General features: G+C 55.7%; 13 protein-coding genes and 1 tRNA gene. 2 read left to right on the top strand and 12 right to left on the bottom strand.

Going from position 1 to position 12,676, the window contains the following annotated elements; all coding sequences use genetic code 11:
* Positions 1-28: 28 nt before the first annotated feature.
* From IEV40_RS08775 to cysS, 12 genes are all read right to left on the bottom strand, one after another.
* A complete protein-coding gene (locus IEV40_RS08775) occupies positions 29-580 on the bottom strand; it encodes a chemotaxis protein (RefSeq protein ID WP_188420647.1) in 552 nt (183 codons plus the stop codon).
* 37 nt (positions 581-617) lie between these two features.
* A complete protein-coding gene (motB, locus tag IEV40_RS08770; protein WP_188420645.1) occupies positions 618-1,619 on the bottom strand; it encodes a flagellar motor protein MotB in 1,002 nt (333 codons plus the stop codon).
* Positions 1,620-1,662: 43 nt separating this feature from the next.
* Positions 1,663-2,523 (bottom strand): flagellar motor stator protein MotA, encoded by an 861-nt coding sequence (gene motA / locus IEV40_RS08765; protein ID WP_188420643.1) that lies wholly within the window; start codon positions 2,521-2,523, stop codon positions 1,663-1,665.
* Between the two features lie 184 nt (positions 2,524-2,707).
* Entirely contained in the window at positions 2,708-3,505 is a 798-nt protein-coding gene (locus IEV40_RS08760; protein ID WP_188420641.1) for a class I SAM-dependent methyltransferase, read from the bottom strand.
* 23 nt (positions 3,506-3,528) lie between these two features.
* Positions 3,529-4,077, bottom strand: coding sequence for a flagellar transcriptional regulator FlhC (flhC, locus tag IEV40_RS08755; RefSeq protein WP_188420639.1), 549 nt, complete (start codon positions 4,075-4,077; stop codon positions 3,529-3,531).
* Between the two features lie 46 nt (positions 4,078-4,123).
* The gene (gene flhD / locus IEV40_RS08750) at positions 4,124-4,441 is read right to left on the bottom strand and encodes a flagellar transcriptional regulator FlhD (protein ID WP_188420637.1); all 318 of its coding nucleotides are present in this window, start codon (positions 4,439-4,441) and stop codon (positions 4,124-4,126) included.
* Between the two features lie 710 nt (positions 4,442-5,151).
* A tRNA-Ser gene (locus IEV40_RS08745) sits at positions 5,152-5,245 on the bottom strand.
* 94 nt (positions 5,246-5,339) lie between these two features.
* Entirely contained in the window at positions 5,340-6,593 is a 1,254-nt protein-coding gene (locus IEV40_RS08740) for an aspartate kinase (RefSeq protein ID WP_188420635.1), read from the bottom strand.
* 116 nt (positions 6,594-6,709) lie between these two features.
* Entirely contained in the window at positions 6,710-8,137 is a 1,428-nt protein-coding gene (gene tilS / locus IEV40_RS08735; protein ID WP_188420633.1) for a tRNA lysidine(34) synthetase TilS, read from the bottom strand.
* 3 nt (positions 8,138-8,140) lie between these two features.
* Positions 8,141-9,115, bottom strand: coding sequence for an acetyl-CoA carboxylase carboxyltransferase subunit alpha (locus IEV40_RS08730; RefSeq protein ID WP_188420631.1), 975 nt, complete (start codon positions 9,113-9,115; stop codon positions 8,141-8,143).
* A 53-nt stretch (positions 9,116-9,168) separates the two neighbouring features.
* Positions 9,169-9,816, bottom strand: a complete 648-nt coding sequence (locus IEV40_RS08725) for a DNA-3-methyladenine glycosylase family protein (RefSeq protein ID WP_188420629.1) — start codon at positions 9,814-9,816, stop codon at positions 9,169-9,171.
* 6 nt (positions 9,817-9,822) lie between these two features.
* The gene (cysS, locus tag IEV40_RS08720; RefSeq protein WP_188420627.1) at positions 9,823-11,211 is read right to left on the bottom strand and encodes a cysteine--tRNA ligase; all 1,389 of its coding nucleotides are present in this window, start codon (positions 11,209-11,211) and stop codon (positions 9,823-9,825) included.
* Between the two features lie 336 nt (positions 11,212-11,547).
* On the opposite strand from cysS, the gene IEV40_RS08715 reads away from it, so the two are divergent.
* Complete coding sequence (locus IEV40_RS08715) at positions 11,548-12,123, top strand: peptidylprolyl isomerase (RefSeq protein ID WP_188420625.1); 576 nt, start codon at positions 11,548-11,550, stop codon at positions 12,121-12,123.
* Between the two features lie 43 nt (positions 12,124-12,166).
* The gene (locus tag IEV40_RS08710; RefSeq protein WP_188420623.1) at positions 12,167-12,655 is read left to right on the top strand and encodes a peptidylprolyl isomerase; all 489 of its coding nucleotides are present in this window, start codon (positions 12,167-12,169) and stop codon (positions 12,653-12,655) included.
* Positions 12,656-12,676: the final 21 nt, after the last annotated feature.

Here is a 12,676-nt window from a genome sequence, read left to right as displayed (position 1 = left end):
TTGGGTTCGCAACCTGCGCACATCGTCGTCAGAACAACTCGATGTCGCCGCTTTCCATATGCGTCTGCCGTACCGCTTTCCACAGCTCCCGTTCCAGCACGGCATTTTCCGCTTCCAGCATTTCGTTGATCTTGCTCAGCGCGCGAACCATTCTATCTTCGCTTTCTTCCGACTCCAGCCCATTCGCGCCATTTCCAAGAATCTCCAGCACATCACGGAATCCGACCACGCGACGCATCGTACGCCCGATCAACTGATTGGTCATATCCTGAAACTGCAGCCCCGTCACCGCCGAATTGACATGCAGATCGATCTGGCTGGCTTGCTCACGCAGCCTTACCACGTCCGTCGGCAACGATTCTTCTTTTGTCAAAAGCGTATCGACAAGCTGCTGCTGCGCAATTACCGCCTCATGGATTGCCATGAAACTGGCACCGAGTTTTTCGATCGCTTCCGTCAGCAGCACATTCGTCTGCATCAGGTCGGTCTCAAGCTCGTTCAGGTGTTGCCGGCCATGTTCCGACAACGTCGACAACAGATCCTTGATCTGAAGCGCCAGCGAATTGGAGGTGGTCGTCATGATGAAAATATGCCCGATCGTTCTTTTATCGGCATGATCAATGTGTCGCCGGCACCAATGGCACCTGTGGCGCCTGCTCCGGCTGGGATGTGCCCGGTTGCACGACACCCGATACATTGACAGCCTCATCCACGGCCTGCTTTGCCTCTATACCGTCCGCGACATTCGCTTCGGTATTTTCCTTGGTAATGGACTCTTCCGTCTTCTTGTTCATGACGATGATGCTGATGCGCCGATTGACGGGATTGTAGGGATTCTTCGCATCGAACAATACGGCCGACGATAGTCCCACGACGCGCAACACCTTGGTTTCCGCCATGCCGCCCGCGACCAGTTCACGCCGTGACGCATTCGCCCGATCGGCAGACAGTTCCCAGTTGCTGTAGCTCTTTTCACCACTGGAATATGGCGTGGCGTCGGTATGGCCGGACAGGCTGACCTTGTTCGGCACATCGTTGAGAATCTTGGCGATCTCATGCAGGATCACTTTGGTATATGGCTGTAATTCCGCACTGGCCAGCGCAAACATCGGACGATTCTTTTCATCGACGATCTGAATACGCAAACCTTCCGACGTGATGTCGATCAGTAGTTGTTTCTGGTATTGCTGCAAGCTGGGAATCGTGGCGATCGCTTCTTCGATCTTGTCCTTCAGGACTTGCAGGCGCTTCGCCTCGGCTCTGGCGAGCTCTTCTTCGGCTGCCTTCAGGCTGTAGTTGCGGGCAGGCGTCAGATCCTCACCCTTCTTTTGCTGGCCATCGATGCGCGTCATGTCCTTGCCGCCGCCCTTGATGACGCTGGTCGCGTCGCCGCTGCCCGAGCCGCCTGCCATCGCCACCTTCAACGGCGTACTGAAGTAGTCGGCGATCCCTTGCAGATTGCCCTTGGTGGTCGATCCAAGCAGCCACATCAGCAGGAAAAACGCCATCATCGCCGTCACGAAATCAGCATAGGCAATCTTCCAGGCGCCGCCATGATGGCCGCCCCCCGGTTTCTTCACACGCTTGATGATGATGGGACGGAGTCCTTCGTCAGCCATGTCAGTCTCCGCTCGCTGTTCTTTTCTTGTTTATATGTACAACTTATTTCGACTTCGACTGGCGGATATGATCTTCCAGTTCGGTGAACGAAGGGCGCTCGGTCGAGAACAGCACTTTCCGGCCGAATTCCACCGCCAATGCAGGTGCATAACCGTTCAGGCTGGCCAGCAGCGTGACCTTCACGCACTGGAACACTTTCGACGATTCGTGCAATTTCTGCTCGAGCACGCTCGACAGCGGCGTAACGAAACCATAGGAAAGAAGGATACCGAGGAAGGTGCCGACCAGCGCATTGGCAATCAGGATGCCCAGCTCCGCCGGCGGCAAGCCGACCGACGCCATCGTATGCACGACGCCCATCACCGCAGCGACGATACCGAAGGCAGGCAGACCTTCGCCCATCTTGGAAATGCAGTGGACGGGAATCTCGCCTTCCACATGGTGCGTTTCGATCTCGTTGTCCATCAGATTTTCGATCTGGAACGCATCCATGTTGCCGGACACCATCAGGCGCAGATAGTCGGTCATGAACTCCGTCAGATGGTGATCGGCCAGCACCGCCGGATACTTGGAAAAGATCGGGCTTTCCTCGGGGCTCTCGACATCGCCCTCGATAGACATCAGGCCTTCCTTGCGCACTTTGCTGAGAATCTCGAACAACAGGGTCATCAGCTCCATGTACAGCGCCTTCGAATACTTGGAACCTTTCAGCGCGGAAGGCAGCGCCTTCAGGGTAGCCTTGATCGCCTTGCCGCTATTGCCGACAAAGAATGCGCCGGTCGCCGCTCCGCCGATCATCAACAACTCGACCGGCTGGAACAGGGAATGCAAATGTCCGCCTGCCAGTACGAACCCGCCGAACACCGAAGCGAGAACGACCACATATCCGATAATGACTAACAAGCGCGGGCTCCCCGTTTTGATGAGTATGAGTTATAAGTTGCCATTATTGCCTCAACAATTGCCAATGCGCAACCACGAAGGTCCTTGGCATGCGGAGGCAAATCGACACCTTCACATATTCACTTTCAACGGCTCGGATTATCGGAACTTGATGTTCGCCTGCAAACGAAAGGCGAATAAATTTTCAAAGACGCCAGACATGCAGCGCGGGACCGCCCTCTTGCGGAGAGACAATCTCGTCCGCCGGCACGTCGACAATAGGGAATTCATAGCTGAGCAACAGGCTGCCCGGGCGCATTTCGGCGTGAGCCTTTTCCCATAAGCCCGGCATGGCAACGGGCGACAGGTAGGCGAAGACGACGTCATAATCTGCCAGATCGAGCGAACGGTAATCACCGCGTATAAATTGCGTCGCACTGCCTGTCATACACGCACGCAACCGGGCAATGGCCCATGGAAGAGGTGCAATTTCGATACCGGAAAAGTGGCTAGAAAGCTGTCGTTGCGCCAAGTGCAGAACCAGCCCGCCGAAACCGCAACCAATATCGATGAAGCGCAGCCCTTCCCGCTCCGGCAACACTGCTTCGACAGCCTGCCACACCGGCAAACGCGACGGATAGTACGGTACCTGTGTCCTGAATGTACTCCAATACAAAACAAGGAAGGTCAGGAAGGCTGCCAGAAACAAGATCGGCGGCAACTGCAGCGCCAACCCAACAATCAGCAGAATGGGAAAAAGAAACTGGATGATCCACCACCACCAAGCTTGTCGACACCAGCAAGACAGCACAGCAGCGATTGCCCCCTGCAGGATTGCTGCAACCAGGATGTTGAACGAAGCCTGAAAAATCACGCTCAGGCCCGCAGCAAGCAGCAAAACAGTCAGAAAGGCGGCGATCTGCAACAGCAGCGCCAGGATGGCAGGCGTTTTCCCGAATGCCGGAGGCGCCGGCCTTGCGCCGGAGCGCCTCTCGATTTTCACAGGAATCGTTAAGTTTTTAGTTTTTATGCTGCCAAGGCACTCGCATCCTGCTTGGCACGCTTGGTCTTGCCAGCGCGGGACGGCATATGGCACAGGCCGCAGGTATAGTTTGCATTCAGATCCAGATGGTGGACCACAAAATGACCGCCGCATTCGCTGCAGCAGGTAGTCGACAGCATTTTACTCTCGAAAAAGCGCACCAGCGTCCAGGCGCGGGTCAATGACAGCACCGGTTCGCCATCCGGCCCCGGGCCGACTTGTTCCAGATACAGTTTGTAAGCCTTGATGACGGCATGAATACCCGTAACCTGCGCATGCTCGATCAGATATTTATGGATACCGATGAACAGCGACGAATGGATATTTGGCTGCCAGGTGATGAACCAGTCCGTCGAAAACGGCAGCATGCCCTTCGGCGGAGATACGCCGCGCAACTCTTTATACAATTTCAACAAGCGTTCGCGTGACAGCGAGGTTTCCGATTCCAGCAATTGCAACCTTGCCCCTAGATTGATCAGCTCGATGGCGAGTTGAATTTCCTGGGATTCCGACACGACGCTTTTCTTGGCCATTTTTTACTCGCTGCAGGTGAAATGGAGAGACGAATCGGAACAGATATCAGGCGATCTGTTCCACTGCCTGACCTGCCATCAGAATGGCGGCGTGCGAGTGGGAAAGGGAACGGTCCTTGTTGTAGTCGGCCAGCATGCCGAGAATCGCGCCGTCGTCGAAACGAAAACGGGCAAGCATCATGTTGGCACCGGCGAGTTTCAGAATCTGCGCATTGCTCATGCCTTCGATCAGATCGGCAATTTCGCTACTGATGCCCAGGCGGAAAATTGCAGTCGCCTTGTCAGCACGAATCATCTGTTGCGCCAGCATCAGGTATCCCAGATTGGCGTCACGGATTTCAGCAATGATGTCGTTGGTTGTCATGGTCGCCCCTCGCCTCGAATGTAATCGGCTGTAACAAATTGTTTCGCCGTGGAATGCATTCTGCTGCGAGTGGAAAAACGCTGGAATTGGCAGCGCTCTGTTTTTTAATACAGCGAAGACGACAAAGAGCCGGTAGGCGTTTGTCTTACAAACGTCGACCAGCAACTGGCACAGCCTTGAAAAAATCAGGCTGTAAATGGCTTGGGCATTAGGTCTCTGGATTCATACATCTTCCACAAACCCTTCCCTGAAAAAGAACAATCAAGAAAGATTCGTCTATCTTTTAATCACGCAGATATCTAAATTTTTGACTCATCGTGGCGAGTGGATTCACTTATTCACCACATCCTTTAACGGCAGCTTTTTTCAGAACTTTAGGGCTCGACCCAAAAAATTTTGAAAATATTTTCATGGCAATCTAAGTCAGGTAACGGCGCTGTTTTCCCAAACTTTAGGGGAAATCGATAATTTTTTATGTCCACCGCCATTAAATGCAATTTATGCAATCTTTTGAGCAGCCACAGCGCAATAACAAGGAGCGAATTAATCGGTGAGAAAAAAGGATCAATCAGGCAGGGATTCAGTCGCAGAGCAGCCTCTCCAGGACGCATTCATCCCCTCATTTCGCGAAAAGAAAGAGAGCGAATCAGAAAAGTGGCGGCTTAAACGAAAAAGCCCTCGATTTTCATCGAGGGCTTTTCTTGATTTCTTGGCGGAGACGGAGGGATTCGAACCCTCGATACAGGTTTAAGCCCATATGCTTCCTTAGCAGGGAAGTGCCTTCGACCACTCGGCCACGTCTCCACATCGATCAACAGTACAAACGCACCGTTGCGAGGTCCAGCATCATAACTTCTCAAGCATGTCCGGTCAACCGAACGATACTCTCGAATCGGACTTAATTGCTCTTTTCCAGATCGAAAGTCTTGTGCAATGCACGCACTGCCAGCTCCATGTACTTCTCATCGATCAGCACGGAAATCTTGATCTCGGACGTCGAGATCATCTGAATGTTGATACCCTCTTCCGACAGCGTACGGAACATCTGCGATGCAATGCCAACATGGCTGCGCATGCCAACCCCGACCACCGACACCTTCGATACTTTCGTATCGCCCTGGATGCTGGCGGCACCGATGTGACTCTTCACGCTGTCGTTCAGCAGATCGATTGCCTTCGCATAGTCGCCACGTGGGACCGTGAACGTGAAATCGGTCTTGCCGTCGACAGACTGGTTCTGGATGATCATGTCGACTTCGATATTGGCGCTCGCCACCGGGCCAAGAATTTGATAAGCGATGCCCGGACGGTCCGGCACGCCGAGAACGGTGATCTTCGCTTCGTCGCGATTGAATGCAATACCGGTGATAGCGGCTTGTTCCATGTGTATATCTTCCTCAAACGAAATCAGGGTGCCGGACTTGGCTTCCTCTTCCAGCGGCATCATCGGATCGGTCAGCGACGACAGCACGCGCGTCGGCATCTTGTAGTTGCCGGCGAACTCGACCGAGCGGATCTGCAGCACCTTCGAACCGAGCGATGCCATTTCCAGCATCTCCTCGAACGTCACGGTGTTCAGGCGACGCGCTTCCGATACCACGCGCGGATCGGTCGTGTATACGCCGTCGACGTCGGTATAGATCAGGCATTCCTGCGCCTTCATCGCCACAGCCACAGCCACAGCCGAAGTATCGGAACCACCGCGCCCCAGTGTCGTGATGTTGCTGTCGTCATCCATGCCCTGGAAGCCTGTGATGATCACGATGCGGCCTGCATCCAGATCCTTGCGCACTTTGGTGTCGTCGATCGACTGGATCCGCGCCTTGGTAAAGGCCGAATCGGTCTTGATGGCGACCTGCCAGCCGGCATACGACACCGCTTCCTTGCCGATGGCTTGCAGCGCCATCGACAACAATGCGACGGAAACCTGCTCGCCGGTCGATGCCAGCATGTCAAGTTCGCGCGGGTTCGGCTGCGGCATCACTTCTTTTGCCAAGCCGATCAGACGGTTCGTTTCGCCAGACATTGCCGACGGCACGACGATGATTTGATAGCCGGCGTCATGCCACTTGGCAACGCGTTTGGCGACGTTCTTGATGCGCTCGGTGGAGCCCATCGACGTACCGCCGTATTTGTGAACGATTAAAGCCATAAGGGGGAAGAAATGCTGAAATGAGGAGCAAAAATCAACCCTCGACTTTACAGCCTGCGACACGGAATGACAAGCCCGACAACGGTTCGACGAGCATTTTTATTGTCAAACCAGAATCATGCAGATGATTGACCCTCAGCATCGAATTCCCAACGGAAGCGCACCCGCACGCCCGGTTCCGCCCCGAACGCGTGGCAATCCATGCCGATGCCGGCGGCGAACAATAATTGTGTTCCTGCAAAAACCAATGGAAGACGCTCACGCTCCCACGACGGCACGTCGCACGCCTGGTAATGCGCTTTCAGGCTGCGTGTAGGACGATTCCACGCCAGCTTCAGTTTTTCGCCACCACCACGCAAGGCGATCGTCAACGTCTGTTTGGCCAGCCATCCAATATCGATCCCCTCCTCTGCAGCTTCCACAAACAACGTGCCGCCGAATGCCGGGAAATGCATCACAGGTTCACCGTTCCACTGGAAGCTTTGCGATAAAACTTCGGCGCCATCATCACGCTTCGGCGTGATGAAGACATGATTACGATGCCGGCGAACATCGCCATCGGGATGCATGACGCATAAACGAGCGTCATGCTTCGCACTCAGCAATTGCTCGCGCACTTCGTCCAGCCATGATGTCGACGGCATGCGCATGCCGCGCGACGCGAACCAGCATCGCAGCAGATTGTCGATCCGCTCGGTATCGAATTGCGCCAACTTCGTCACATCCAGTCCCTCGCCGTCCAGACAGGCGGACAAATCCTGCGCCGCAAGTTCATTGAGCAGTTTCTGCGCGGATTGCGCATGATGCGCTGCCCTCGAAAGCCGCTGCTGGAATCCGGGGAAATGCCGTACCAGCGCCGGCATCACTTCCCGCCTCAATGCATTGCGGGCATAACGCGTATCCGTATTCGACTCGTCCTCGACGAAGGAGATAGCCTGGTCGGCAGCCCATGCTTCCAGATCGGCACGCGCGCACTGCAGCAACGGCCGCCCCATCATCAGCGCCGGATCACCGAGCAAACCGGGTGCATGGTTGGCATCATCCATGCCGGACAGTCCCGCCACACCGGAGCCGCGCAACAGCTGCAACAGTATCGTCTCCGCCTGATCGTCCTGATGGTGCGCGGTCAGCAGCAAGGGCACGCGATGTGCAAGACACATAGCACCCAGTGCGGCATAGCGACTGTGGCGCGCCGCCTCTTCCACGCCTCGCTCCGCCGCCATCCGCTCAATATCGATGTGCCGCGAATCGAAAACAACACCCAACTGCGCGGCATGTTGCGCACAATGTGTCAGCCATCGGTCCGCATTCGGACTCAATCCGTGATGCACATGGAAGGTGAACAATTGCAAGCCTTGTTGCGCAGCACAGGTGTGCATCAACTGGAGCAGTACGGAAGAATCCAGTCCTCCGCTATAAGCCACGGCCACGCGTTGCGCATCGAAGCGTTCGGCAGCCGTGGCAGAAAGAGAAACGCGCGTCCGGATTTCCCTGAACGCGCGTTCGCATGCCTGCTGCAACGAGGGCATCTGTTTATCGGACATGCCTCATTCCGGCGTATTGAGTTCCTTGAACTTGCCGTAGCTCATCAGTTTTTCGTGACGAGCGGCCAGCAGATCCTTGGTTTTCATGCCGTGGAACTGACGCAGCGTGTCAGCCAGCGCACGTTTCAGCATGGCTGCCATCTGCTTCGGATCGCGATGTGCGCCACCCAGCGGTTCAGTGATGATCTTGTCGATCAGGCCCATGGCTTTCAGACGATGTGCGGTCAGGCCCAACGCCTCTGCGGCATCGGATGCACGCTCCGCGGATTTCCACAGGATGGAGGCGCAACCTTCCGGCGAAATCACGGAATAGGTCGAATACTGCAGCATCAGCACTGCATCGCCGACGGCAATCGCCAGCGCACCGCCGGAGCCGCCTTCACCGATGATGGTCGCAATCAGCGGCACCTTCAGTTCGGCCATCACATACAGATTGTGACCGATCGCTTCCGACTGACCACGCTCTTCGGCATCGATACCGGGAAAAGCGCCCGGTGTATCGACGAAGGTGAAAATCGGCAGACCGAATTTCTCTGCCAGCTTCATCAGGCGCATTGCCTTGCGATAGCCTTCCGGCTTCGGCATGCCGAAGTTGCGCATGCTGCGTTCCTTCGTATCGCGGCCCTTCTGATGGCCGATCACCATGCATGGCATGCCGTTGAAGCGTGCCAGACCGCCGATGATCGACAGGTCGTCCGCATAAGTGCGGTCGCCGTGCAGTTCATGGAAATCCGTGAAGATTTCATTCACGTAGTCCATCGTGTACGGACGCTGCGGATGGCGTGCGATCTGCGACACCTGCCACGGCGTCAGTTTGGCGTAGATATCTTTCGTCAGTTGCTGGCTTTTCTTCGTCAGGCGGTCGATTTCTTCCGAAATATCCACAGCCGAATCGTCCTGCACAAAACGCAGTTCTTCGATCTTCGAATCGAGTTCCGCGATCGGCTGCTCAAAGCCGAGGAAAGTTGTTTTACTCATCGTGCCTCCTTGTTCAACACGGAGATAGCTTGTTCGTATCGTTTGGTCCCGCCTCAATAGGCAACGGGTACCGGCTCAAGACTGCGCCACAGGTACCAGGTTGCGACGGTACGATATGGTTCCCAATTGGCGGCGACTTCGCGCGCATCGCTGCGCGAAACCGGCTCGCCGGAAAAATAATTACGGCTGATTCCCGCCAGCAGGCCGACATCGTCCAGCGGCAGGATATTCGGGCGGAGCAGATTAAATATCAAAAACATCTCCGCTGTCCAGCGTCCGATGCCGCGAATCTGGATCAATTCGGCGATGACAGCCTCGTCCTCCATCTCGGTCCACTTGTCACAATTGACACGTTTTGCCTTGAAATGGTCTGCCAGATCGAGGATGTATTCCGCTTTGCGTTTGGAAAGACCGCAGGTCGCCAGCTTCTCGCCCGCCCGGATGACCTGTGCCGGCGTGCATTTCGGACAAGCTTCCAAAAGCCGCTGCCAGACGCTTTCGGCTGCCTTGACCGAAATCTGCTGGCCAATGATGGAACGCGCCAATGTCAGGAAAGGATCGCCGCGACTGACCAGATGGAGATCGCCGAACTGCGGGATCAGCTTGCGCATGATCCGGTCGCGCTTCATCAGCTCGACCTTGGCCTCCTCCCAGTATGGCGGCAGGATGCACGTTTCTTCGGCGACGATCAGTTTCCCCATGCGACCTTATGCCTTTCGCCATTCGGTCAAACCACCCGGCTTGTCTTCCAGAACGATGCCCTTTTCCAGCAAGACTGCGCGAATGCGGTCCGCTTCTGCAAAATTCCTTGCCTTCTTGGCATCGGCGCGTGCAGCGATCTGTTCGAGCACGAATGTTTCCAGATCGCCATCATCGGCCAGACCGGCATGCAGGAACTGTTGCGGCGTACGCTGCAGGAGACCGACTATACCAGCGAGACCGGCCAATTGGCGCGCCAGTACCGGAGATTTTGTCTTGTTGACTTCGTTCGTCAGCTCGAACAGCACGGCGACCGCCAGCGGCGTATTGAAATCGTCGTTCATTGCCTCGGCAAAGCGCACTGCATGGGCTTCCGCCATGTCCAGCGGCAAGCCGTCCGGCGTGACGTCCTTCAATGCCGTATACATGCGGGTCAGCGCATTGCGCGCGTCGTCCAGATGCGCATCCGAATAATTCAACTGGCTGCGATAGTGCGCACGCAGGATGAAGAAGCGCACGACTTCGGCATCGAATTTCGCCAGCACTTCGCGGATCGTAAAGAAATTGCCCAGCGATTTCGACATCTTTTCGTTGTCGACGCGCACGAAGCCGTTGTGCATCCAGTAATTGACGAAGGTTTTGCCGGTCGCGCCTTCGGATTGTGCGATCTCGTTCTCGTGATGCGGGAATTGCAGATCGGCGCCGCCGCCGTGAATGTCGAAATGTTCGCCCAGCAATTCGCAGGACATCGCCGAGCATTCGATATGCCAGCCAGGGCGGCCGCTGCCCCACTTCGATTGCCATTTCACTTCATCGGGCTCAGTTGCCTTCGAAGCTTTCCACAGCACGAAATCCAGCGGATCGTGCTTGCCGGCATTCACGTCAACGCGCTCGCCGGCACGCAGATCATCCAGCGACTTGCCGGACAACTTGCCGTAACCGGCAAAATGGCGCACGGCGAAATTGACATCGCCATCATCGGAGCGATAGGCCAGACCATTGCGTTCCAGCGCCTCGATCAATCCCAGCATCTGCGGCACATAAGCGGTCGCGCGCGGCTCCTGATCCGGCTTCTGCACACCGAGCGCTGTCGCATCTTCGTCCATCGCATCAATGAAGCGTTGCGTCAGCTGCGAAATCGATTCGCCGTTTTCCGCCGCCCGCTTGATGATCTTGTCGTCGATATCCGTGATGTTGCGCACGTAAGTGACGTCGTAACCTGAAGCGCGCAACCAGCGCTGCACCAGATCGAACACCACCATCACGCGTGCATGCCCGATATGGCAATAGTCATAGACGGTCATGCCGCAAACATACATGCGGACCTTGCCCGGCTCGATCGGCGTAAACGGCTGCTTCTCGCGCGCCAGCGTGTTGTAGATCTTCAGCAAACTCATGGATATCGTGTGTCGGTCAGGAATGTACCGCTGGCTGGATGCGTTTCACCACTTGCATCCGCAACGGCATTTCGTCAGATGGCGCAGCAGTCAGGCCAGACACTTGGTCATACTTCTTTTTGATAAAATGCACGTTTTCGCGGCAGTATAGCATTGATGAAAACGGCTCAAGCCGCTACATCGATCGCTGCTGACGCTCCTTCGCTCTTTGCCGTGCATGACAAAGAACATCGCGAAGGGACGGCATGATATGCCAGCAGGACTGTTATCGCAACCGCGCATCTGCCGTCCGCACACGGCATGCTTTTCTCAATCCGTCTTGAACAGGAAAACTGCATGAAACAACTCCGCCGTCGGCTTCTGGGATTTGCAGCGGCTTTGTCGCTGTCGATCGCGTTCCTTCCCGCCTATGCCGCCGCACCTCGCGTCCTGCTGAAAACCAGCATGGGTGATATCGAGCTGGAATTGAATGCCGACAAGGCGCCGAAATCGGTCGCCAACTTCCTGCAGTATGTGGAAAGTGGCCAGTACAACGGCACGATCTTCCATCGCGTGATCGGCAATTTCATGATCCAGGGTGGCGGATTCGACAAGGACATGCGCGAAAAGCCGACACGCGCACCGATCCAGAACGAAGCGAACAACGGCTTGCGCAACGACGTCTACACGGTTGCCATGGCACGCACCAGCAACCCGCATTCGGCTGCTGCGCAGTTCTTCATCAATACGAAGAACAACGACTTTCTCAATTATCCAGGCCAGGATGGCTGGGGCTATGCCGTCTTCGGCAAGGTCATCAAGGGAACGGAAGTCGTCGACAAGATCCGACAAGTGCCTACCGGCAACCGCAGCTACTTTCAGAATGTGCCGATCACACCGGTCGTCATTGAATCTGCCACCGTCGTCCGGTAATCTCCGTCATACAACCCATATCAACCCATAAGAAGGACTATCCATGGCTGTCATCCTCACCACCAACCACGGCAAGATCACCATCGAACTCGACGCCGAGAAAGCACCGAAGACGGTGGAAAATTTCCTCGCCTACGTCAATGCCGGCCACTACAACGGTACGATCTTCCATCGCGTGATCGACGGCTTCATGATCCAGGGCGGTGGTTTCGAGCCAGGCATGAAACAGAAGCCGACCAACGAACCGGTCGAGAACGAAGCCAAGAACGGCCTGAAGAACGATCACTACACGATCGCCATGGCCCGCACCTCGGCCCCACATTCGGCAACTGCGCAATTCTTCATCAACATCAACGACAACAGCTTCCTCGATTATCCGGGCCAGGACGGCTGGGGTTACTGCGTGTTCGGCAAGGTGACCGACGGCACCGACGTCGTCGACAAGATTCGTTCGGTAAAGACCACACGTGCCGGCATGCATGCCGACGTACCGGTCGAAGACGTCGTGATCGAGAAAGCGGAAGCCGTCTGATGACGGCGGCACGATGACCGT

The organism is Oxalicibacterium solurbis (assembly GCF_014635845.1).
GTDB classification, from domain to species: domain Bacteria; phylum Pseudomonadota; class Gammaproteobacteria; order Burkholderiales; family Burkholderiaceae_D; genus Oxalicibacterium; species Oxalicibacterium solurbis.
This window is presented reverse-complemented; position numbering and strand designations above follow the sequence as displayed.